The 21,154-nt window shown below is 64.3% G+C and carries 22 protein-coding genes; 12 read left to right on the forward strand and 10 right to left on the reverse strand.

Going from position 1 to position 21,154, the window contains the following annotated elements:
• Positions 1-32: 32 nt before the first annotated feature.
• Positions 33-788 carry an NADPH-dependent F420 reductase gene (locus tag CQ050_RS07070; RefSeq protein ID WP_105556099.1) on the reverse strand — a complete coding sequence of 252 codons (756 nt, stop codon included), beginning with the start codon at positions 786-788 and terminating at the stop codon, positions 33-35.
• A gap of 93 nt (positions 789-881) precedes the next feature.
• Between CQ050_RS07070 and CQ050_RS07075 the strand changes: the two genes are divergently transcribed.
• A complete protein-coding gene (locus tag CQ050_RS07075; RefSeq protein WP_105556100.1) occupies positions 882-1,247 on the forward strand; it encodes a helix-turn-helix domain-containing protein in 366 nt (121 codons plus the stop codon).
• A 286-nt stretch (positions 1,248-1,533) separates the two neighbouring features.
• Here CQ050_RS07075 and CQ050_RS07080 read toward each other — a convergent pair whose 3' ends face one another.
• From CQ050_RS07080 to CQ050_RS07105, 6 genes are all read right to left on the reverse strand, one after another.
• On the reverse strand, positions 1,534-1,851 hold the full coding sequence (locus CQ050_RS07080) for an NIPSNAP family protein (protein WP_105556101.1): 318 nt from the start codon (positions 1,849-1,851) through the stop codon (positions 1,534-1,536).
• A gap of 52 nt (positions 1,852-1,903) precedes the next feature.
• Positions 1,904-2,890: a tripartite tricarboxylate transporter substrate binding protein gene (locus CQ050_RS07085; protein WP_105556102.1), complete on the reverse strand. Its 987-nt coding sequence runs from the start codon at positions 2,888-2,890 to the stop codon at positions 1,904-1,906.
• Positions 2,891-2,975: 85 nt separating this feature from the next.
• On the reverse strand, positions 2,976-4,661 hold the full coding sequence (locus CQ050_RS07090) for a thiamine pyrophosphate-binding protein (RefSeq protein WP_105556103.1): 1,686 nt from the start codon (positions 4,659-4,661) through the stop codon (positions 2,976-2,978).
• A 128-nt stretch (positions 4,662-4,789) separates the two neighbouring features.
• Complete coding sequence (locus CQ050_RS07095; RefSeq protein WP_105556104.1) at positions 4,790-5,689, reverse strand: helix-turn-helix domain-containing protein; 900 nt, start codon at positions 5,687-5,689, stop codon at positions 4,790-4,792.
• Between the two features lie 75 nt (positions 5,690-5,764).
• A complete protein-coding gene (locus CQ050_RS07100; RefSeq protein ID WP_105556105.1) occupies positions 5,765-6,805 on the reverse strand; it encodes an alpha/beta fold hydrolase in 1,041 nt (346 codons plus the stop codon).
• A 99-nt stretch (positions 6,806-6,904) separates the two neighbouring features.
• Entirely contained in the window at positions 6,905-7,744 is an 840-nt protein-coding gene (locus CQ050_RS07105) for a type 1 glutamine amidotransferase domain-containing protein (protein WP_105556106.1), read from the reverse strand.
• Positions 7,745-7,887: 143 nt separating this feature from the next.
• Here CQ050_RS07105 and CQ050_RS07110 point away from each other — a divergent pair, with 143 nt between their 5' ends.
• Entirely contained in the window at positions 7,888-8,790 is a 903-nt protein-coding gene (locus CQ050_RS07110) for a LysR family transcriptional regulator (protein ID WP_105556107.1), read from the forward strand.
• Between the two features lie 7 nt (positions 8,791-8,797).
• Here CQ050_RS07110 and pcaC read toward each other — a convergent pair whose 3' ends face one another.
• Positions 8,798-9,181, reverse strand: coding sequence for a 4-carboxymuconolactone decarboxylase (pcaC, locus tag CQ050_RS07115; RefSeq protein ID WP_105556108.1), 384 nt, complete (start codon positions 9,179-9,181; stop codon positions 8,798-8,800).
• Between the two features lie 15 nt (positions 9,182-9,196).
• Positions 9,197-10,021: an IclR family transcriptional regulator gene (locus tag CQ050_RS07120; protein ID WP_105556109.1), complete on the reverse strand. Its 825-nt coding sequence runs from the start codon at positions 10,019-10,021 to the stop codon at positions 9,197-9,199.
• A 131-nt stretch (positions 10,022-10,152) separates the two neighbouring features.
• Here CQ050_RS07120 and CQ050_RS07125 point away from each other — a divergent pair, with 131 nt between their 5' ends.
• The 10 genes from CQ050_RS07125 (at position 10,153) to CQ050_RS07170 (ending at position 19,892) form a co-directional block, all read left to right on the forward strand.
• Complete coding sequence (locus CQ050_RS07125) at positions 10,153-11,160, forward strand: TRAP transporter substrate-binding protein (protein WP_105556110.1); 1,008 nt, start codon at positions 10,153-10,155, stop codon at positions 11,158-11,160.
• A 19-nt stretch (positions 11,161-11,179) separates the two neighbouring features.
• Positions 11,180-11,623: a type II 3-dehydroquinate dehydratase gene (locus CQ050_RS07130; RefSeq protein WP_105556111.1), complete on the forward strand. Its 444-nt coding sequence runs from the start codon at positions 11,180-11,182 to the stop codon at positions 11,621-11,623.
• A 40-nt stretch (positions 11,624-11,663) separates the two neighbouring features.
• The gene (locus CQ050_RS07135; protein ID WP_105556112.1) at positions 11,664-12,239 is read left to right on the forward strand and encodes a TRAP transporter small permease; all 576 of its coding nucleotides are present in this window, start codon (positions 11,664-11,666) and stop codon (positions 12,237-12,239) included.
• Positions 12,236-13,516, forward strand: coding sequence for a TRAP transporter large permease (locus CQ050_RS07140; RefSeq protein ID WP_105556113.1), 1,281 nt, complete (start codon positions 12,236-12,238; stop codon positions 13,514-13,516). Before CQ050_RS07135 ends, CQ050_RS07140 begins: the two co-directional genes overlap by 4 nt.
• 79 nt (positions 13,517-13,595) lie before the next feature.
• Positions 13,596-14,297 carry a protocatechuate 3,4-dioxygenase subunit beta gene (gene pcaH, locus CQ050_RS07145; RefSeq protein WP_105556114.1) on the forward strand — a complete coding sequence of 234 codons (702 nt, stop codon included), beginning with the start codon at positions 13,596-13,598 and terminating at the stop codon, positions 14,295-14,297.
• Positions 14,298-14,300: 3 nt separating this feature from the next.
• Positions 14,301-14,879: a protocatechuate 3,4-dioxygenase subunit alpha gene (gene pcaG, locus CQ050_RS07150; RefSeq protein WP_105556115.1), complete on the forward strand. Its 579-nt coding sequence runs from the start codon at positions 14,301-14,303 to the stop codon at positions 14,877-14,879.
• Between the two features lie 24 nt (positions 14,880-14,903).
• Positions 14,904-16,286 (forward strand): 3-carboxy-cis,cis-muconate cycloisomerase, encoded by a 1,383-nt coding sequence (locus CQ050_RS07155; RefSeq protein WP_105556116.1) that lies wholly within the window; start codon positions 14,904-14,906, stop codon positions 16,284-16,286.
• A gap of 107 nt (positions 16,287-16,393) precedes the next feature.
• On the forward strand, positions 16,394-16,951 hold the full coding sequence (locus CQ050_RS07160; protein ID WP_105556117.1) for a dihydrofolate reductase family protein: 558 nt from the start codon (positions 16,394-16,396) through the stop codon (positions 16,949-16,951).
• Positions 16,952-17,121: 170 nt separating this feature from the next.
• On the forward strand, positions 17,122-17,595 hold the full coding sequence (locus CQ050_RS07165; RefSeq protein ID WP_105556118.1) for a (2Fe-2S)-binding protein: 474 nt from the start codon (positions 17,122-17,124) through the stop codon (positions 17,593-17,595).
• On the forward strand, positions 17,592-19,892 hold the full coding sequence (locus CQ050_RS07170; protein WP_105556119.1) for a xanthine dehydrogenase family protein molybdopterin-binding subunit: 2,301 nt from the start codon (positions 17,592-17,594) through the stop codon (positions 19,890-19,892). The genes CQ050_RS07165 and CQ050_RS07170 overlap by 4 nt, the downstream gene beginning before the upstream one ends.
• A gap of 21 nt (positions 19,893-19,913) precedes the next feature.
• Here CQ050_RS07170 and CQ050_RS07175 read toward each other — a convergent pair whose 3' ends face one another.
• A complete protein-coding gene (locus tag CQ050_RS07175) occupies positions 19,914-21,101 on the reverse strand; it encodes an MFS transporter (RefSeq protein WP_105556120.1) in 1,188 nt (395 codons plus the stop codon).
• Positions 21,102-21,154: the final 53 nt, after the last annotated feature.

Here is a 21,154-nt window from a genome sequence, read left to right on the forward strand (position 1 = left end):
AAAGCGATCACCCCAAGCGCTGCCCCGGTTCCTCAAGTGGCCAAATGCGGAGCATTGATTTTGCGGTTCATCGCGACGACGGCTTCGTGTGCTGGACTGGCGCCCAGCTTCGCAAAAGCTGCCGGCATCTGGTCACGCTTTTGCTCGGCTTCGCCCTTCACCGCGGCTGCAAGGGCCGCGCGCGTTTCGTCTGCATCCCAGTCGCAACAATAGGCAGGCGTGGACGGCTGCTGTCGCCACGACTCCATGAGGGAACCCGCGTCGACGGGGTCAAAGCCGACTTCGTCAACCAGGTTCATCGCGACCTGCTTACATTGGGCGTCGTCACCCGCCACCGCGATGGCCAATCGGCCCTGGGCGCCCGTGGGCCTTCCCAGATTCGCCAGCGTGTAAGCCAGCGCATTGTTGAACGCTTTGATCACTGGGCGGCCAATCTGTTGAGACACCCATATGCTTTCAGGCATTCCGTCGTCGATGTCTGCAATGCGCACGTCTCGCATGCCAGGATAGTAGTTGCTCGTGTCGATGATCGGCACCCCGGGCGCGACGGCATCGAACAAGCCAGCCGGAAGCTGCTGCATCGCCGGTAGGGGAATGGCAAGAATGATGGCGTCTACCTGATCCACGGCATCCTGGACGTCCGCTGCCGTGGCGCCCATTTGCTTTGCAAGCTTGGCGACGTCCTCCTTGCCCTTGGAATTCGCCACGCGCACGTGATGCCCAGCCGCCGTCAATTTGCGAGCGAGGGTGCCGCCGATGTTTCCGGTTCCGATGATTCCGATGTTCATATGAACTCCTGCGTATAAGAGGCCAACTGTAGAATGTCGCTATCGGAATTGGAAGTACTTACCAAAACCTCAGTAACCCACTAAGGAGTTCCCATGGCCGGGGATCGCGAATGGAACTGTGAAGACCCCAGTCGTCGACGCGAGTGGGCAGCGGCGACCACCGAAACCTTGCGCGTGCTTGAGGGGAAATGGAAGATCATCATTCTTTGCCAGCTATTTGCCGCCAAGAAACCGATCCGCTTTTCAGAGTTGGAACGGCTTATCGATGGCGTGAACCAGAAGATGTTGATTCAGCAGCTAAAGCAGCTTGAGGCAGATGGAATCGTGCATAGAACGGTTTTCCCTCAGGTCCCTCCGAAAGTGGAATATCAACTGACAGAGGCGGGTTACGCGCTCGGGCCCTCGATGCAGGCGCTTATCGAATGGGCAGAAAGACGCCACGAATTTGGTACCACCTGATTCCCGGTAACCGGGCCGTCTTGCAAGCGAAAGCCAGCCATTCCGGATCGCCACGGGTTTTGGGAGCTGGACGTTAACCACAACCCGCTTCGATCCACTTGTACCTATGGCGGATGGATCAATAACGGCTTTCTATCGCTGCCCGAAGCGCCCGGCTTGGGGTTTGAGGTCGACTTGCACAGCATCGAAACCTACTGCCGCGCTTCCTGCACTGTCAGATAAAGCGAAGGACAGGCTGCGGCAATCGTATTGAAAGGCGCTGGGGGCAGTGACCCGCGAACGGGTCTCAGGGCTGGAAGAACGCCGTCGGCGTCATAAGCCGGTTTTCCTGGCGGATCAGATAGCCGGCGTCGGCGCTCTTGGTCAGGTAGCCCGCCCAGGCGGGGTCCTTTTGCAGCGCCTGGCGCTTGGCTTCGCGGTCGGCGGCGCTGTCATAGACCCAGATGTGCATGTAGCTGTTAACGTCGCCGGTCTCGGTCTGCATGTAGGCCAGCGGCTTGCCCAGGTGGCGGCTTTGCACCTCATAGCCGTGCTCTGCATAGAGCGCCAGGTGTTTCTTGATGGTGCCGGCGCGGCAGGTGTAGGTTCGTACGTCGTAAAGCATGGTGTTTCCTTGATGGGGCGTTGCGATTGGGGGTGCGAAGGGGGATCGATCGTCAGTCGGCCGTGGCGCCGGACTGTTTCACCAGCACGCTCCAGCGTTCGACTTCCTGGTTCACGTACTGCTGGAACGCGGCATGGCCGTCGCCGACGGGGTCGGCGCCCAGCCCTTTCAGCTTGTCTTGCACGGTGGGGTCGGCCAAGCCCTGGGTGATGGCCTGCGACAGCTTTTCCACCACGGGCGCGGGCGTGGCCGCGGGCACGAACAGGCCGAACCAGGACCGGGCGTTCATGGCCGGGTAGGACGTTTCGGAAAACGCAGGCACGTTGGGCAGCGCGGCATGGCGCTGCTTGCCCGTGACGGCGATGGGCGTCAGGCGGCCGGCCTGCACCTGCGACAGCACTTCGGGCAGGTTCGCGAACATGATCTGGACCTGGCCGCCCATCAGGTCATTGAGCGCTTGCGAGCCCCCTTTGTAGGGCACGTGCGTCATCTGCGCGCCGGCCAGCGAATTGAACTGGGCGCCTGCCAGGTGCGATGCCGTGCCGGTGCCGCCCGAGGCGTAGTTCACGCGGTTGCCGTTGGCTTTGGCGTAGGCGGCCAGCTCTTCGGGCGTCTTGGCCGGCACCGACGGGTTCACCACCAGCAGCAAGGGCACCGAGGCCAGGTTCGACAGGCCCGCGAAGTCGCCCGTCAGGCTGTAGTCCAGCTTGTGATACAGCGTGGAGTTGATGGCATGGCTGGACGTGGCCATCAGCAGGGTGTAGCCGTCGGGCTCGGCGCGCGCCGCCATGACGGCGCCGATGTTGCCGTTGGCGCCTGCCTTGTTTTCCACCACCACCGGCTGGCCAAGGCGCGTGGACATGGATTGCGCCACGGTGCGCGCGATGACGTCGGTGGCGCCGCCCGCGGCAAAGGGCACGATGATGCGCAGGGGGCGCTCGGGGTAGTCGGCGGCGGCGGCCGATGTGGCGCCCAGGGTCGCGGCAGCCAGCATCGCGGCCACGGCTAGCCGCCGCAGGGGGGGCAAGGGGGTATTCATAGTCTCTCTCCAGGTGTGGATATTTTTTTATGTGTGCGCCGCGCGCCGCGCTTGCGGCCGGCGCGCGGCAATCCGATCCTGAACGTCAGGATGCGGCAAGCCGCGCGTTTTCGCGCAAGCTGGTCAGGGTGGCCCGAGGCGTGATCACCTCGGGATCCAGACTGAGTTCGATCAGATACGGCGACCCGCTGTCCAGTGCGCGCGCCAAGGCGGGCGCGAAACCTTCGTGGCTGTCCACCCGCTCGGCGGCCACGCCGAACGATTCCGCGTAGGCCACGAAGTCGGGGTTGCAGAGGTCCGTGCCGATGGTCCGGCCCGGGTAGTTCTTTTCCTGGTGCATGCGGATCGTGCCGTACATGCCGTTGTTGAACACGATGAAGACGATGGCCAGGCGGTGCTGCCTGACGGTGGCCAGCTCTTGCGAGGTCATCAGAAAGCAGCCGTCGCCGGCCAGGCAGACGACCTGTCGTTCGGGGTGGCGCAGCTTGGCCGCAATGGCGGCGGGCACGCCGTAGCCCATGGCGCCGCTGGTGGGCGCAAGCTGGGTGCGGGGATGGCTGAAACGGTAGTAGCGATGCGCCCAGGCGCTGTAGTTGCCCGCGCCGTTGGTCAGGATGGCGCGCGCATCCAGCCCATCGCGCAGGGCGACGATGATACGTGCCGGATCCATGCGCAGATCGTTGGCGGGCGGTTCCGTGTAGCGCAGGTAGCGCTGCCGCAGCCCGTCCAGCCAATCGCGCCACGGGGCCGCGTCCACCGGCTCCCTTCCGGCGGCCGCGTCCGCGAAGGCGTCCAGACCCGACGGTATCTTCAAGGTGGGCTGATACACCCGGCCCAGCTCTTCCGGGTTGGCCAGCACATGGATCAGCGTCTGTCTGGGCACGGGAGATTGCAGCAGCGTATAGCCGCCTGTCACCATTTCGCCCAGGCGCGCGCCCACCGCCAGGATCACGTCGGCGTTGCGCACGGCGTCGGCCAGTTCCGGATTGACGCCTATGCCCACTTCACCGACGTATTGCGGGTGGTGGTTGTCGTACAGGTCCTGGCGGCGGAACGAGCACGCCACGGGCAGGCCGTTGCGGCTGGCGTAGCGGGCCAGGGCATCGAGGCCTGCGCCGGTCCACCCAGAACCGCCCACAATCATCAACGGCCGCTGCGCGCCGGCCAGAAGTGCCTGCATGTCGGCCAATGCATGGGGCGCCGGGTGCGCCTGCGGAAACTGGATCGTGCCGCAGTCCTGGGGCGCGGCCAGTTCGGTCAGCATATCTTCGGGCAGCGCCAACACCACGGGGCCGGGCCGGCCCGACATCGCCACCGAGAAGGCGCGGTTCATGTATTCGGTGACGCGCGCGGCGCTGTCGATCTGCGCCACCCATTTGGTGAACTGGCCGAACATGCGCCGGTAATCGATTTCCTGGAACGCCTCGCGCTCGACCATGTCGTTGCCCACCTGGCCCACCAGCACGATAAGCGGCGTGGAATCTTGAAACGCCGTCTGCACGCCGATGCTGGCGTTGGTGGCGCCGGGGCCGCGCGTGACCATGCAGATGCCCGGCCGGCCGGTCAGCTTGCCGTGCGCCTCGGCCATGAACGAGGCCGCGCCTTCGTGGCGGCAGGACACCAGGCGGATCCGCTCGCGTTCCGTGTACAACGCGTCCAGCACGTCCAGATAGCTTTCGCCGGGAACGCCGAATACGGTGTCCACGCCGTGTTCCAGCAGCGCGCGCACCACATGCTGGCCGCCCGTCATCAATGTTGCAGTGTCGTTCATCGCAGTTTCAATCAGGCCGCAAGGCGGCGGGTTGGGTCTGGATGAACTTTACGCAGCCCGGCACCGGGCGCGTTAGGACAGATCAGAGCTTGTATTGCACTTTTTCGCGGATCCGCCCGGCGCGGCCGTCAGCCGATGGGGCGGTCGTACTTCTTGCGGAAATCGCCGGCGGTGCTGCCGGTATGCTTCTTGAAGAACCGGGCGAAGTAGGAGGGGTCTTCGAAATTCAGCTGGAACGCAATTTCGGCGATGCTCAGGCCCGTATTGCTAAGCAGGCGCTTGGCCTCCAGCGCGACGCGTTCTTGCACCAATTGGCTGGCAGTGCGCCCCACGCTGCGCTTGACCGCCTCGTTGAGCTGGCGTTCGCTGACGCATAGCGCATCGGCGTACTGGCGGATGGCGTCGAAGTCCAGATAGTGTTCTTCGATAAGCATGGTGAACCGCTTGGCCAGTGAATAGCTGGGGCCGGCGGTGGTCTCGCGCTCGTCGGCCGGATAAAGGCGGCGTAGCTGCGTCAGCAGGATCAGCAGGTAGGAGCGCACCACGTCGAAGCGCCCCGTCTGGCGGTCGCGCGTTTCGCGTTCGATTTCATTCAGCAGCGGCAGCATGCCGTCGTGCTGTTCGCGCGACAGATAAATGGCGGGTGAGCCGCCCGCCAGGTGAAAGAAGGGAAATTTGGCGATGTCGTCCGCGCGCGGGAACATGTGCGCGAAGAAGTCCGTGCTGATGTTCAGCACGTAGCCGCGTGGCTTGACGGACGAGGTCCAGGCGTGGATCTGGCCGGGTGACAGGAAGAATACCGAGTGGTCGCGTACCTCGTGCTGCTCGAAGTCCAGCATGTGCGTGCCGCGGGCTTCGCTCATCCAGAGCAGGTGGTAGTAGTTGTGCCGGTGCAGGAAGCCGCGCGGAATATCGTCCCGGTCCTGCAGGCGGACAAGGTCGAAATAGAACGATCCCTCGCCTGAGAAATCGGAGGTTTCAAAGGTGGGGAACGGTTCCGGGTAGGGCGTGTGCAGGCCTGCGGACAAGCGGGAGTCTCCTTGACGGCGCGCGGGGCGGCTCTATTTTTTGCCATGATATAGGTAAACCCCGGCGCCGCCGCCCTAGCCCTTGACCGGCGCGGGCCGTTTCAGTGCATCGAGCAGCGCGGCATTGAAGCGCTTCGGATCCTGGACCTGCGGCGAGTGTCCCAGTTCGGGCCACATCACCAGCGTTGCGCCGGGGATCGCCCGAGCCGTCTTCGGGCCCAATTCGGCGTAATTGCCCAGGCGCTTGGCGACCTCGGGCGACGCGGCGTCCTTGCCGGGCGCGGTGTTGTCCTGCTCGCCGATCAATAGCGTGGTGGGCACGGTGATCTGGCCGAACTCATGCACGACCGGCTGGGTGTAGATCATGTCGTAGGTGAGCGCCTGGTTCCAGGCCACGCGCTCCCGGCCGTCGCCCTGCAGCATGCCGGCGGCCATCAGTATCCATTTGTCGTAGTCGTCGCGCCACTGCCCCGCGTAATACGTGCCCTGCTGGTACTTCTTCATGCCGGCAAAGTTGGCCTTGAGTTCGCGTGCGTACCAGGCGTCGATGCTGCGGTAGGGCACGCCTTCCTGCTTCCAGTCTTCCAGCCCGATCGGATTCACCAGCACCAGCGCATCGGTGGTTGCGCCGTGCATCAGCGCATAACGCGCCGCCAGCATGCCGCCCATCGAATGTCCGACCACGCTGGCGCGTTCCACGCCCAGGTGCGTCAGCAGGGCCTGGGTGTTGGCGGCAAGCTGGTGAAACGAAAATTGATAGCTTGCCGGCTTGTCGGATTTGCAAAAGCCGATCTGGTCGGGCACCACGACCCGATAGCCGGCCTGGCTCAGCGCCGTGATCGTGGTGTCCCAGGTGGCGCCGCAGAAGTTCTTGCCATGCATGAGCACGACGGTCCGGCCGTTGGCCTGCTTGGGCTTTACGTCCATGTAGGCCATCGACAGCGCCTGGCCCTGCGAGTTGACCGTGTGGCGATGGACCTCGTGCGGATACTCGAAGCGTTCGAGATTGGGACCGTAGTCTGGCACTTTGGGCGCGTCGGCCGCCCGTGCCGCGCCGCCCGCCAGCAACAGGCTGGCGCACCATGCGGCAAGCTGGATATGTCGGATTCGTGTCATGCAATGGCTCCTGTTTTGGCGCCGGCCCGCTGCCGGCGCTGTACTAGAGTGACCATGCAGGGCAGGCGAGGTTCCGTGGCACGCCGGGCGTGGCCTGGACTACTTCAGGCGCTTGAGAAGCTCTTGCGCGACGCCAAGCGCCGATGCCGGGTTCTGGCCGGTGATCAACTCGCGGTCGACGACGACATTCGGTGTCCACGGCGCGGCGTTGCTGCGATACTGCGCCCCGGCTTGTTGCAACGCCGTCTGTGGATAGAACTTCATCTGGCCGCCACCCAGCTGGGACTTGGCCTGTTCCTCTTCCTGGTTGCTGATGACGGTCATCTGATACCCGCTGTATATCCATTGCGGCGCACGGCCGGCCTGCCCGGATTCCAGCGCGGTCACGAAGTGCTGGGCGTCCGGCAGCGTCGACAGCAACGCGATTGGCCCATGGCAGACCAATGCCGTGGTCTTGTTGCGGCTATGGAAGTCGGCGAGCAAGCGCCCCAGCGCCGGGCTTTTCAGCAGGTCCTGCATCGGCGCATGACCGCCGGGGATGTAGACCGCATCGAAGCGGCCATAGCCCTGCTGCTCGATACGGGCCAGGCTCACGACCGGCGACTTTTCCGACGAGGTCAGCGCAAGTCGGTCAAGCAGATCCTGATGGACCCTCAGCTGGGCGGGGTCGTTGCCGAAGTACATCGGATCGATGGAGCTTGCATCCACCGTCGGAGCCGACCCCAGCGGCGTGGCGAACGTAATCTCGTGACCCGCATCAAGCAGCAGCTTGACGGGCTGCATCAGTTCGTTGAGATAGAAGCCCGTCGCAAAGACCTTTCCGTCCTTCAGGTCCAGGTGGTTGGCGTCGGACAACACGACCAGCACGTTGCCGGCGTGGGCGGTGGTGGCCGCAAGGCCCAGGGCCATCACGGCCGCGAATTTGTGGATCGATTTCATTTTCTGGTTCCTGGCGGGCTTCAGGTTCAGGAGGGGTGCGCTTGCTGGTTTAGCCGCGCGTCTCGCAATGCCGTCACTGTATTAGGGCCGCCAGAAGAGATAAACTAGCCTTTCAGAACAATATCTGTTCTTTTGAGAGCAAGATGGGCCGGAAATTCGACTATCTAGGGGATGTAGAGGCCTTCGTCGCGGTGGTCGAGCATGGTTCGTTCACCGCCGGCGCCGTGGCGCTATCGACCACCGCTTCGGTGCTGAGCCGCGCCGTCGCACGGTTGGAAACGCGCCTGGGGCGGCAATTGCTGCAGCGGACGACGCGCCGCCTGGGCCTTACCGACGCGGGCCGGCGCTACCTTGAACAGGCCCGCTCGGCCTTTTCCCAGTTCGAGGACGCCGGGCGGGAAGTGCTGGGTCAGGAGGGCGAACTGGCCGGCCGCGTGCGACTGAGCGTGCCCACTACCTACGGGCACTACCGATTGCCGCCGCTACTGGCGCGCTTTGCTCAGCTGTATCCCCAGGTCCAGGTGGCACTGAACATCACCAACCGCAACGTTGACCTGGTCGCCGAAGGATTCGACTTGGCCATCCGATTGGGCCACCTGCCCGATAGCGGCCTGGTCGCGCGCAAGCTCGAAGATGCGCCGCTGCTGTTGGTCGCTTCGCCGGAGTACGTCAAGCGAATGGGGGCGCCACAGACCGTGGAAGACCTGCATCACCATGTCTGTCTTCCCTTCATGATGCCCAGCACGGGCCGGCTCGCGCCATGGATATTCCGCGACGGTGGGTGCGACAGGGATTGGGTGCCAGGCTCTCGCTTCGAGATCTCGGACGACGTGCTAGGTGTGGTGTCGCTGGCCGAACAGGGCGTGGGTATTTGCCAAAGCTATGAATTCATCGTCCGCGACCGCATCCAGCACGGCAGGCTGGTGGAAATACTGCCGCAGTTGCGGGGGCGGTCGCGTCCGTTCTCTGTCGTCTACGCGCCGCACCGACACCAGTCGGCCGCTGCGCGCGCCCTGATCGATCTTCTGAGCCATCCGGGCGGATAGCCGTTGTTCAATGCCCGATTTCTTCAGCGAAGATTTCGGCAGCGGTGTGGAACGCGGAATTGGCCGCCGGTACGCCACAGTAGATGGCGGATTGCAGCAGCACTTCTTTCACCTCGTCCAACGTGACGCCGTTATTGGCGGCGGCGCGCAGATGCAGCTTGAGTTCGGTCTCGCGGTTCAACGCGATCATGGTCGCAATCACAAGCAAGCTGCGCGTGTGGCGCGGCAGCCCCGGGCGCGTCCAGATTTCGCCCCAGGCATAGCGCGTGATCAGGTCCTGGAATTCGCGATTCAATTCCGTCGATGACGCCAGCGAGCGGCTGACGTGCGCTTCACCCAGGACCTCGGTGCGCACTGCCAGGCCCTGCTCGAATCGCTCGTGCTCGTTCATGATTGTCTCCTCTGCTTATTGTGGGGATGCTTCGTCGCCGGCATTGCGGCCCTGCATGGGAAAGCGCTTGCGGAACATGGGCGATGCCAGGCTTGCCAGCGCCAGCTCTTCGGTGGCGGCCAGCAGCTGAGGCCCAAGTTCCAACATACGCGCTTCGGTCAGGCGCATGGCCGGCCCCGCGATACTGAGCACGCCAATCGCGTCTTCGCCCTTGCGCTGCACGGGCGCCGCCATGGCCGTCATGCCGGGCGCGAACACTTCATTGATCATCGCGTAGCCGCGTTTGCGGCCCGCATGCAGCATCTTGGTCAGGGCGGCAATCGTCGTGGGTGCGTTGGGCCCATATTCGGCGGGGGAACCAAAGCCCTGGCGCGACACCAGATCCAGCGCGCGCTCGTCCGACATCGTCAACATCCACGCGTGCCCGGATGCGCTGCACGACAGTCTGGCGTCTGATCCCATTTCGGGGTCATAGCGCAGACCGTGACGCGCGCCCTGCGCCTTGGCGACCCACGTCAGCCGTTCGTTGTCGACGATGGCCAGGCGCACCAACTCGCCCGAGATATCGGCCAGGCGGTCGACCAGGGGCTGCGCGATATCGACGATGCCCGTGGCGGCCAGATAGCTCAGGCCGATGGACGCCACGCGGGCCGTCAACGCGTAATCGCCATGGTCGCGGATCTGCCTGACGTAGCCGCAACGGCACAGGTCGGTCAGCAGGCGGTGGGCGGCGCTTTGAGGGATCTCCAGCTGCTGCGCAAGCGAGGCTAGCGGCACGCCTTCGGGTCTGGAGGATAGGTGCTCCATGACGGCAAGCGCGCGTTCGAGGACTCCGGCCATGTCATCTCAACAAGTAGTGGGGTAATGGATGATAACCCTAGGTGGAAAACTATTCCACTCGGAATTACATTCCACTACCGAGTCCTCCAAGACATCGAGAACATTCCAAAAAAACCCGGAAGGAGACAACGATGAAGACCCGCATTTTCTGCTTGGGCTTGATGGGCGTTCTATGCTCGGCCGCGATGACGGCCCACGCGCAGGACATCCAGGAACGCACCATCCGCTTCGGCCACCTGAACAACACTGACCACCCCGTGAGCGCGGGCGTGAAGAAGTTTGCAGAGATCCTGTCCAGCAAAAGCGGGGGCAAACTGAAGGTGAAGGAATTCCCGGCATCGCAGCTGGGCAACGAGATGCAGCAGCAGTCCGGCCTGCAAGGCGGCGTGCAGGAAATGTCCGCGCCAGCGTCCACCTCGCTGGCCGGCATCGTCAAGGAATTCGGCCTGATCGATCTACCTTTTTCGGTCACCGACTTTGGTCAGGCGGACGCGCTGCTGGATGGGCCGCTGGGCCGCGCGCTGACCGCCAAGCTGCCCGAAAAAGGCCTGGTGGCGCTGGGTTTCTGGGACCTGGGCTTTCGCAACGTGACGAACTCCAAGCACGCCATCACCAAGCCGGAAGACCTGGCGGGCCTGAAGATCCGCGTTATTCCCAATCCGGTGTTCCTGGACACGTTCAAGGCGTTCAAGGCCAACCCCGTGCCCATGCCGTTTGCGGAACTGTACGGCGCGCTGGAATCCAAAGCGGTGGACGGCCAGGAAAATCCGTACTCGGTGATTCTGTCCAACAAGTTCTACGAAGTGCAGAAGTACGTCAGCGCGACCAACCACGTCTATGCGGCCAACATCGTGCTGGTCAGCAAGAAGTTCTGGGACAAGTTGTCGCCCACCGAACAGCGCATGATGCAAGAGGCGGCCGACGAAGCGCGCGGTTACCAACGCAAGGTCAGCCGCGAAGCCGCGCAAAAGGCCGTGGCGGAATTGCAAGCCAAGGGCATCCAATACAACACGATCGAGCCGGGCCAAAAAGTGCGCATGCAGCAGGTCGTCAAGCCGGTCATCGAACACTTCACCGGCAGCTACGACCCCGCCATCGTCAAGCTCTACAACGACGAACTCGCACGCATCCGCAAGTAAACGCACCGGCGTATCCATCATGAAGATTCTTGTTCTGCACGGCCCGAACCTCAACCTGTTCGGCCGCCGCGAGCCGCATATCTATGGCACCACCACCCTGGCCGAAATCAATCAGCGCCTGGCCACCCTGGCGGCCGAACTGGGCGTGGAACTGGCCACGCTGCAATCGAACCACGAAGGCGCGCTGATCGATTTCTTGCACGAGAACATCGACGCGGCGCAGGGCGCGCTGGTCAACCCGGCCGGCCTGACGCAGCACGGCGTGCCGCTGCACGACGCCATCAAGGCCATGCCGTTCCCCACGCTGGAAGTGCATATGTCGAACATCGCCGCGCGCGAAACGTGGCGCGCGCATTCGATCATTTCGCCGGCGGTGCGCGGCACCGTGCAGGGGTTGGGGCCGCATTCGTACCTGACGGCGCTGCGTGGGTTGGTCGACATCCTGCAAGAAGCACGCGCATGACACGGGGCACTCTTCTTTCCACGCCGAAGGAGGCTGCTCCATGGCTTTCATAGATGGGTGCATCGCGGCGGCGTGCCGCGTGCTGGAAATGGCCATCGCGCTGCTGCTGGCGGCGATGGTGGTGCTGGTCTTCGGCAACGTCGTTGCTCGCTATGGCTTCAATTCCGGCATCACGTTGTCGGAAGAGCTATCGCGCTGGATGTTCATCTGGCTGACGTTCCTGGGCGCGGTCATCGCGTTGAAGGAACGCGGCCACCTGGGCATGGACATGGTGGTGGCCAAGCTGCCGACGGCGGGCAAGAAGATCTGCCTGGTCGTGGGCCAGATCATCATGCTGTACATCGTGGGCCTGATGTTCAAGGGCAGTTGGGAACAGGCCGTGATCAATGCGGACGTCAGCGCGCCGGTCAGCGGCTTGCCGATGGCGATCGTGTATGTGGCGGGGCTGGTGTTCTCGGCCCTGGCCGGGCTGATCATCGCCGTGGATCTGTACCGCGTGCTGACCGGAAAGCTGCGCGACCAGGACCTGATCATGGTCCAGGAGTCTGAAGAAGCCGTGCAACTCAAGCAGATTCTGGACGACGCCAACCACGGCGCACCGGGGAGAAGCGCATGACTATCTTCGTATTCATCGGGTCGCTGCTGGGCGTGATGGCGCTGGGCGTGCCCATCGCTTTTGCACTGTTGGCCAGCGGCGTGGCGCTGATGTGGCACCTGGACATCTTCGATTCGCAGATCCTGGCGCAGAACGTCATCGGTGGCGCCGACAGTTTTCCGCTGCTGGCAGTGCCGTTCTTCATGCTGGCCGGCGAAATCATGAACGTGGGCGGTCTGTCCAAGCGCATCGTGGACCTGGCCCTGGCGCTGGTCGGGCACGTCAAGGGCGGGCTGGGCTACGTGACCATCATGGCCGGCTGCCTGTTGTCGGCGTTGTCCGGCTCCGCCGTGGCGGATGCGGCGGCGTTGACGGCGTTGCTGCTGCCGATGATGGTCTGTGCCGGCCACAAGAAATCAACGGCCGGCGGCTTGATCGCGGCCACGGGCGTGATCGGCCCGGTGATCCCGCCCAGCATCGGCCTGGTGATTTTCGGCGTGGCGGCGAACGTGTCGATTTCGAAGCTGTTCATGGCCGCGATCGTGCCGGGGCTGCTGATCGGCGGGGCCTTGTGGCTGACCTGGGCCTGGCTGGTTCGCCGTGAAAAAGTGGTGCCGCCACCGCGCAAATCCGCCAAGGAAATCGGCACGGCGGCGCGCAAGGCGCTGTGGGCGCTGATGCTGCCGGTCATCATCCTGGTGGGCTTGCGAATGGGCGTCTTCACGCCAACCGAGGCCGCGGTGGTCGCGGCCACCTACGCGCTGCTGGTATCGACGCTGGTCTACCGCGAACTGAAGCTGAATCAGTTGTATGCGGTGTTCGTGTCGGCCGCCAAGACCAGCGCGATCGTGATGTTCCTGATTGCCGCCGCCATGGTCAGCGCCTGGCTGATTACCGTGGCCGACCTGCCCGCCAAAGTCGTGGACATGCTTCAGCCATTCATCGGCAACAAGATCCTGTTGATGGCGGCGATCATGGTGTTGGTGATGGTGGTGGGCACCGCCATGGACATGACGCCCACCATCCTGATCCTGACGCCCGTGCTGATGCCGGTGGTGCGCGCGGCCGGCATCGACCCGGTGTATTTCGGCGTGCTGTTCATCATCAACAACTCGATCGGCCTGGTGACGCCGCCCGTGGGCACCGTGCTCAATGTGGTGGCGGGCGTGGGCAAGATGAAGATGGACGACGTCACCCGAGGGGTCATGCCGTTCATGGCCGCGGAATTCGCAGTCATGTTCCTGATGGTCGTCTTCCCGGCGCTGGTCATCGTGCCCGCGCGCTGGTTCGGCGGTTGATACGCACGCCTCGTTCGCGCCTCGTTCCTATTGCTGAACGGGGCAGGCGCGAACCGCTATTCAAAGGAGAATTCCAGCAATGTCCAAGCTTGCCCAATACCGGCGTCCGTTCTGGGACACGCAGCCCGCTTACCGCTTCGACGCGTATGGTTCCACGCTGCTACGTTCGCCAAACGAGCCGCTGATCGCGGTGCCGCAGACCCTGTCGGAAATCACTGGCCCGGCGTTCGGGGCCGCCTTCGTCAAGCAGGGCGACAACGACCTGACGCGCATCGCCAGCGCCGAGGCCATCGGCGAACGCATCATCGTGTCGGGCCGCGTGCTGGACGAGAACGGCCGCCCCGTGCCCGACGCGCTGATCGAAATATGGCAGGCCAATGCCGCCGGCCGCTACCTGCACAAGCGCGATCAGCACGATGCGCCGCTGGACCCGAACTTCAGCGGCGAGGGCCGGACGGTGACGGACGCACATGGCCGTTATCAGTTCAAGACGATCAAGCCCGGCGCCTACCCGTGGGGCAATCATTACAACGGCTGGCGGCCGCAGCATATCCACTTTTCGTTGTTTGGCCGCGCCTATGCCACGCGGTTGGTCACGCAGATGTACTTTCCGGGCGATCCGCTGCTGGAATTCGACCCCATCTTCCAGTGCGTGCCGGACGCCAAGGCGCGCGCGCGCCTGGTCGCCACGCTTGACTGGGAAACCACCGTGCCCGAATACGCGCTGGGCTATCGCTTCGATATCGTGCTGCGCGGCCGCAACGCTACCCCGATGGAGTAACGCATGCTCTACCCCACTACCTCGCAAACCGTCGGCCCCTACCTGCACATCGGCCTGTCGGGCCTGAACTGTGCGGACTTGACCGCGGGCCAGCCCGACCTGGCCGTGGCCTCGGTCGTGATCGAAGGGCGCGTCATTGATGGCCAGGGCAATCCGGTGCCCGACGGCATGATCGAAATCTGGCAAGCCGACGCCCGCGGCGTTTACCGCCATCCGGACGACCCGCGCCATGGCGAGCCCACCACGAGTACGCCGGGCTTTACGGGGTTTGGACGCGTGCCGACGGAAGCGGACGGTTCGTTCCGCTTCACCACGATCAAGCCCGGCAACGTGCCCGCGCCGGACGGGACGCTGCAAGCGCCCCATCTGGTGGTCTCGCTATTCATGCGCGGCCTGCTTAAACACCTATCGACGCGCCTGTACTTTCCGGATGAAGCCCAGGCCAACGAACAGGATTGGGTACTGCGCCAGACCCCGGCCGCCCGCAGGGGAACGCTGGTCGCGCAGGCGTCGGACGACGGCGTACTGCGCTGGAATGTCGTCTTGCAGGGCGCGGGCGAAACCGTGTTCTTCGATGTTTGATCGCCACGGCAACGGACGCGCCACATGACCATTCTTTCCGGCCTGACCGAACAGATCTATTCCGACCGCGACATCATGGGTTTGTTTTCCGGGCCCGGCACCATCAGGCGGATGTTGGCGGTGGAAGCGGCGCTGGCCCGCGCCCAGGCGCACTGTGGCGTTATTCCCAACGGCGCGGCCCGCAGCATCCATGACGTCTGCCATGCCGAGGACATTGATGCCATCCTGGATCTGGAGGCGATCGCCACGGCCTCAATGCTGGCCGGCAACATTGCCATTCCCTTTGTCAAGCAACTGACCGCCGCCGTGCGCCGGGTTGATCCCGAGGCGGCACGTTTCGTGCATTGGGGCGCCACCAGCCAGGACGTGCTGGACACCGCGCTGGTCTTGCAGCTGCAACAGGTCGCCGCGCAGCTGGACCAAGACCTGGACGCGGCGCAACGCGCATGTGCGCGACTGACAGCGGCGCATCGCGACACGATCATGGTCGGGCGCACGTGGTTGCAGCACGCGCTGCCCACTACGTTTGGCGTCAAGACGGCTGGTTGGCTGGAAGCCTTGGCGCGCGCGCAGCGACGCCTGCGGCACGACGCCGAACAAGCCGCTCTGCTGCAATTCGGCGGCGCCGCCGGCACGTTGGCCAGCCTGGGCGACGCCGCACCCGCCATCGCCGGCGCCTTGGCCAAAGAGTTGGGCCTGGCGCTGCCCAATATGCCCTGGCATGCGCATCGCGACCGGTTGGCCGATATGGCCGCGACGTTGGGCGTATTGACGGGCACGCTGGGCAAGATCGCCCGCGATGTGTCGTTGATGGCGCAGACCGAAATTGCCGAACTTGCCGAACCCGGCGGCCCGGGACGGGGCGGCTCCAGCACCATGCCGCACAAGCGCAATCCCGTCAGCAGCGCCGCCATCCTGGCCGCCGCCACCCGCGTGCCGCCACTGGTGTCCACCATGCTTTCGGCCATGGTGCAAGAACACGAACGCGCGTTGGGCGGCTGGCAGGCGGAATGGGACGTCCTGCCACAAATCTGCGCGCTGACCGGTGGCGCGCTACGCCACATGGCAGGCATGCTGGACGGGCTTGAAGTCCACTCCGCCAACATGGCGCGCAATGTAGACGCAACAAACGGATTGATCCTTGCCGAGGCTTATGCGCTTGCGCTGGGCGCCCGAATCGGCCGCATGGAGGCCCACGAACTGATCGAACAGGCATCGCAGGACGCCGTGCGCCGAAACTGTTCGCTAAAAGCAAGCGTACGCGAGGCATTAGCCAAGCATGAAGCGACACGCGAGTTGCTGGGCGACCACGACCTTGACCGCCTGGGCGATCCCGCCAACTACTTGGGTGAAGCGCAATCTATTTGCGACCGCGTGCTCGCGAGCTGGGCGGGATCCTCTTCCTGAGCACCGCATCGCTTTTGTTCAGGTCCATCCCGGTCTGATGTATCTTTAATCCGCAGATTTATTCGCAAAGGTCGGGCTGGATTTGGGAATTTCGGGAGAACGACACCATGGGAATCCTGACTTTCAGTATGAACGTCACCCTTGACGGCTGTGTAGACCATCAGGAAGGGATTGCCGACGACGACACGCACGCCTTCTTCACCCGGCTCATGGACGAGTGCGGGGCGGTGTTGTGGGGGCGGGTCACCTACGAGATGATGGAGGCCTATTGGCCGGCCGTCGCCCGCGGCGACGTCGAGGCATCAGCGGCGATGCGCGAGTGGGCCGTCAAGCTGGACGCCAAGCCGAAATACGTGGTGTCCTCGACGCGAAAGGACTACCCGTGGATCAACACCCACCCCATCGCAGACGACCTGCGCACTGGCGTACAGAAGCTCAAGGACGCGAACCCGAGGGGTGTACTGGTCGGTAGCGGCAAGCTCGCGGCCGAGCTGGACCGGCTGAATCTGGTCGATGAATACCAATTCCTTATTCACCCTAGGATCGCCGGGCACGGCCCGACGCTGTTCGAGGGCGGGCTGCCCAGTACGCGACTGCTCGATTTGATCTCTGCCAAGCCGCTCCGTGGCGGTGTGGTCGCCATGCACTACCGGCGTGCGCGCTGACGCCAAGGCGAGTCAATTTGCGCACGACTACCCCGTGAACGCTTAAAGTGCCTATTAGCCCGGCTAATTGTCTGTGGCGGAATTTTCCACCAGAATGACTTACTTTCGAGCCAATCCCCTCGTTGGGGGCATCGCACAATGTTCTTGGCTCTGACCCAAGGAGTTCGTCCATGATGCGTCTTCAAGTCAACGGCCAGACCAAAGAGATCAGCGCGCCTGATGAGATGCCCCTGCTGTGGGCCCTGCGCGACGAGCTTGGCATGACCGGCACCAAATTCGGCTGTGGCATGGCCTTGTGCGGGGCCTGTACGGTCCACATGGACGGCTCGCCGATCCGTTCGTGCGTCACGCCGGTCTCGGCTACCGTCGGCCATGCGATCGCGACGATCGAAGGCATGGAGGCGGACCGCTTGGGCAAGGTCGTGCAACAGGCCTGGGTCGAGAACAACGTTGCGCAGTGCGGCTACTGCCAGGCCGGCCAGATCATGACGGCGGTTAGCCTGCTCAAGACAACCCCCAAGCCCACCGAACAGCAGATCGACGATGCCATGAGCGGCAACATCTGCCGCTGCGGCACGTACCCGCGCATCCGCGCCGCCATCCAGCAGGCTGCCCTTCGCCTGGCACAGGGAGACAAGCAATGACCGTTACTGCTCAACTCTCCCGGCGCGGGTTCTTGCAAGGCACCGTCGCCGCGTTGACGCTCGCAGTCACTGCCAAGGGCGTGGTCACGGCCGCCTGGGCGGCCGACACCGCCGTCCAGAAATATGGCGCCGAATCCATGCCCGGCGGCACGGTGGATGATCCGCTGGTTTTCGTCTCTATCGCACCGGATGGCACCGTCACCATCGTGGCACACCGCGCCGAGATGGGCACTGGCGTGCGCACCAGCTTGCCCATGGTGGTGGCGGATGAAATGGAGTCGGACTGGGCGCGGGTGAAGGTCGTGCAGGCGGACGCCGACGAGACCCGCTATGGCAACCAGAATGTGGACGGTTCGCGCAGCGTCCGTCATTTCCTGATGCCCATGCGGCGCGTGGGGGCGGCAGCCCGCCAGATGCTTGAAGCCGCAGCCGCGGCGCGTTGGTCCGTTCCGGTGCTTGAGGTCAAGGCCGTGCAACACGAGGTGTTGCACCCGCCCACCGGACGCCGGCTGAGTTATGGCGAACTGGCGGCGGACGCGGCCAAGCAGGCGGTGCCGACGGGCGACGCGCTCAAGTTGAAGGCCCGGACCGAGTTCCGGTACATCGGCAAGGACCGTGTGCGCCTGGTTGACCTGGAGGCCATCGGGAAAGGCCAGGCGACCTACGGCATGGACATGCGCCTGCCCGGCATGGTCTATGCCGTGGTGGCGCGCCCGCCCGTCGTGGGCGGCCGGCTGCGTCGCTTCGACGGCGCCAAGGCGCTGGCCGTGCCCGGCGTGCTGAAGGTCGTGGAAATTCCTGCGATGACGGGCGCGCCCGCCTTCCAGCCACTGGGCGGCGTGGCGGTCGTTGCACGCAACACCTGGGCCGCCCGCCAGGGCCGCGACGCATTGGAAATCGAATGGGACGATGGCCCAAATGGCGGCTACGACTCCGGCGCCTACCGCCAGACGCTAGAGGCGGCGGCGCGCAGGCCCGGCAAGGCGATACGTCATCAAGGCGACGCCGCGCAGGCTTGGGCCAAGGCGCCCGAAGCCGAGCGCGTGGCCGCGGAATACTACGTGCCGCATCTGGCCCACGCCTCGATGGAACCGCCGGTGGCCACCGTGCTGCTCAAAGGGGGCAAAGCCGAGGTCTGGACGTCCGTTCAGAACCCCGTGGCCGCGCGCGATGCCGTGGCTGCCCGCCTCAAGCTTGAACCGGCCAACGTCAAGGTCAACGTCTTGCTGCTGGGCGGCGGCTTCGGACGGAAGTCCAAGCCCGACTTCGTGGATGAGGCCGCCATCGTTGCCCGCGCCATGCCCGAAGGCACGCCGGTCAAGCTGGTATGGACGCGCGAGGACGACATCCGCCATGATTACCTGCACACCGTTTCGGTCGAACGGCTGGAGGCCGTCCTGGACAAGAACGGACAGGTCCAATCCTGGCTGCACCGCAGCGCCGCGCCCACCATCGCCTCTCTTTTTTCCGAAGGGGCCAAAGGCCAGCAGATGTTCGAGTCGGCGATGTCGGCGATCAACATGCCTTACCGCATTCCGAACGTGCAGGTGGAAACGGCCGAAGTAGAGGCTCACGCCCGCATCGGATGGTTCCGCTCTGTCGCCAACATTCCGCATGCTTTCGCGGCGCAATGCTTCATCGCCGAGTTGGCTGACCGCGCAGGCAAGGATCCCAAGGACTTCGCGCTGGACCTTATCGGTCCGGCGCGACGCATCGACCCGGGCACCCTGGCCGACACCTGGAACTACTCCGAATCACCCGAACGCTATCCCTACGACACCGGCCGCCTGCGCGGGGTCATCGAGGCGGCATGCAAAGGCGCCGAATGGGGCCGCACGCTGCCCAAGGGCCACGGCCTGGGACTGGCATTCTGCTACAGCTTCATGAGCTACACCGCCACCGTGGTCGAGGTTGCCGTGGACGACAAGGGCGAAGTGCGCATCATCGCGGTGGACATGGCGATGGACTGCGGGCCGCAGATCAACCCCGAGCGCATCCGCGCCCAGATGGAAGGCGGCGCCGTCATGGGCCTGAGCCTGGCCCTTACCAGCGAAATCACCTTCGAGAAGGGCCGCGTGAAGCAGAGCAATTTCCACGATTACGAGGTATTGCGCCACAATGCGTCGCCGCGCGTGATCCGGACCCACCTGGTCAATGACGACCACGCCCTGCCGCCTGGCGGCGTCGGCGAGCCGCCGGTGCCGCCCGTGGCGCCCGCGCTATGCAACGCCATCTTCGCTGCCACCGGCAAGCACGTGCGCAGCCTGCCGGTGCGCACGGTGGTTCGAACGGCGTGAACGGGTGCGGCGCAGGCCGGGTCAGCGGCTGCTTGCCCGGGCTTGCGACCGCGAGGTCAGGAAGGCGAGGAATGCCGCGAACAGCAGCACCACGGCACTTGCCATGAAGGTGCCTTGGTAGCCTGTCGAATCGAACAGCAGGCCGCCAAGGGTGGAGCCCAGGGCAATGGCCAACTGGATCACCGCCACCATCAGGCCGCCGCCGGCCTCCGCGTTGCGAGGCATGGCGTCGGCGATCCAGCTCCACCAGCCTACCGGGGCCGAGGTCGCCATCAGGCCCCACAGGGCCAGCAGCGCGACCACGGCAGCGACTCGCGCACCGAAAGGAATCAGCGTCAACGCGATCACCGCCATGAGGACGGGAATGACGATCAGCGTCCCGTACAGGCTGCGCTTGAGGACCGAGCCGATCAGCGCCGTGCCGATGACGCCGGCCACGCCGATTGCCAGCAGGATGAGCGACAGCGTGGTCACGTTCACGATCGTCACGGTTTCCAGGAACGGCCGCACATAGGTGAACAGGGCGAACTGCCCCATGAAGAACGCGCCGCAAGCGGCCATTCCCAGGGCTACCGGTGGGCTTGCAAGTACCTTGAAGACGTTGCTGGAACCCGGCGCGCGCTTTTGGGCCGCCATGTCCGGCAGGCTGATCCACTGCCAGACCAGCGCCACCGCCGCCACCGGCACGAGGCAGAAGAAAGCGCCACGCCAACCCAGGATAGCGCCCAGCCAGGCTCCCAACGGTGCGGCGATCACCGTCGCCAGCGCATTGCCTCCGTTGAAAATCGCCAATGCGCGCGGCACCTGGTCGGGAGGCACCAGGCGCATGGCCGTCGCGGCCGACATGGACCAGAACCCGCCGATCACCATGCCGATGAGCGCGCGCCCCACCATGTAGATCAGGTAGCTTGGCGCCAGTGCCACCACGGCGCCGGAAACGGCCATCAGCGCCGTCAACGCAAGCAGTAGCGTCTTGCGGTTCATGTCGCCGGCAAGCCGCGAGATGGACAGGCTGGTCAGCACCGCGAACGCGCCAGAGATGGCGATGCCTTTGCCGACCATTCCGTCGCTGACGCGCAGGTCGGCCGCGATCGGCGTCAGCAGGCTGACGGGCATGAACTCGGAGGCGATCAGCGCAAAGACGCACAGCGACATGGCGAACACGCCGCTCCAGTTCGGATCGCCGTCGCATCGGTATTGTTTTTTCATCCCGTGAATCTTGGCGCACGGAAGGCCACTTGACTAGCTAATGAAATCTTAAA

This window comes from Achromobacter sp. MYb9 (assembly GCF_002975275.1).
Lineage (GTDB): Bacteria > Pseudomonadota > Gammaproteobacteria > Burkholderiales > Burkholderiaceae_B > Achromobacter.

Bases quoted from the DNA above. Each gene is read 5' to 3' on its own strand.
- CQ050_RS07070 (WP_105556099.1), bottom strand. From the start codon at position 788: ATGAACATCGGAATCATCGGAACCGGAAACATCGGCGGCACCCTCGCT.
- CQ050_RS07075 (WP_105556100.1), top strand. From the start codon at position 882: ATGGCCGGGGATCGCGAATGGAACTGTGAAGACCCCAGTCGTCGACGC.
- CQ050_RS07080 (WP_105556101.1), bottom strand. From the start codon at position 1,851: ATGCTTTACGACGTACGAACCTACACCTGCCGCGCCGGCACCATCAAG.
- CQ050_RS07085 (WP_105556102.1), bottom strand. From the start codon at position 2,890: ATGAATACCCCCTTGCCCCCCCTGCGGCGGCTAGCCGTGGCCGCGATG.
- CQ050_RS07090 (WP_105556103.1), bottom strand. From the start codon at position 4,661: ATGAACGACACTGCAACATTGATGACGGGCGGCCAGCATGTGGTGCGC.
- CQ050_RS07100 (WP_105556105.1), bottom strand. From the start codon at position 6,805: ATGACACGAATCCGACATATCCAGCTTGCCGCATGGTGCGCCAGCCTG.
- CQ050_RS07105 (WP_105556106.1), bottom strand. From the start codon at position 7,744: ATGAAATCGATCCACAAATTCGCGGCCGTGATGGCCCTGGGCCTTGCG.
- CQ050_RS07110 (WP_105556107.1), top strand. From the start codon at position 7,888: ATGGGCCGGAAATTCGACTATCTAGGGGATGTAGAGGCCTTCGTCGCG.
- pcaC (WP_105556108.1), bottom strand. From the start codon at position 9,181: ATGAACGAGCACGAGCGATTCGAGCAGGGCCTGGCAGTGCGCACCGAG.
- CQ050_RS07120 (WP_105556109.1), bottom strand. From the start codon at position 10,021: ATGGCCGGAGTCCTCGAACGCGCGCTTGCCGTCATGGAGCACCTATCC.
- CQ050_RS07125 (WP_105556110.1), top strand. From the start codon at position 10,153: ATGAAGACCCGCATTTTCTGCTTGGGCTTGATGGGCGTTCTATGCTCG.
- CQ050_RS07130 (WP_105556111.1), top strand. From the start codon at position 11,180: ATGAAGATTCTTGTTCTGCACGGCCCGAACCTCAACCTGTTCGGCCGC.
- CQ050_RS07135 (WP_105556112.1), top strand. From the start codon at position 11,664: ATGGCTTTCATAGATGGGTGCATCGCGGCGGCGTGCCGCGTGCTGGAA.
- CQ050_RS07140 (WP_105556113.1), top strand. From the start codon at position 12,236: ATGACTATCTTCGTATTCATCGGGTCGCTGCTGGGCGTGATGGCGCTG.
- pcaH (WP_105556114.1), top strand. From the start codon at position 13,596: ATGTCCAAGCTTGCCCAATACCGGCGTCCGTTCTGGGACACGCAGCCC.
- pcaG (WP_105556115.1), top strand. From the start codon at position 14,301: ATGCTCTACCCCACTACCTCGCAAACCGTCGGCCCCTACCTGCACATC.
- CQ050_RS07155 (WP_105556116.1), top strand. From the start codon at position 14,904: ATGACCATTCTTTCCGGCCTGACCGAACAGATCTATTCCGACCGCGAC.
- CQ050_RS07160 (WP_105556117.1), top strand. From the start codon at position 16,394: ATGGGAATCCTGACTTTCAGTATGAACGTCACCCTTGACGGCTGTGTA.
- CQ050_RS07165 (WP_105556118.1), top strand. From the start codon at position 17,122: ATGATGCGTCTTCAAGTCAACGGCCAGACCAAAGAGATCAGCGCGCCT.
- CQ050_RS07170 (WP_105556119.1), top strand. From the start codon at position 17,592: ATGACCGTTACTGCTCAACTCTCCCGGCGCGGGTTCTTGCAAGGCACC.
- CQ050_RS07175 (WP_105556120.1), bottom strand. From the start codon at position 21,101: ATGAAAAAACAATACCGATGCGACGGCGATCCGAACTGGAGCGGCGTG.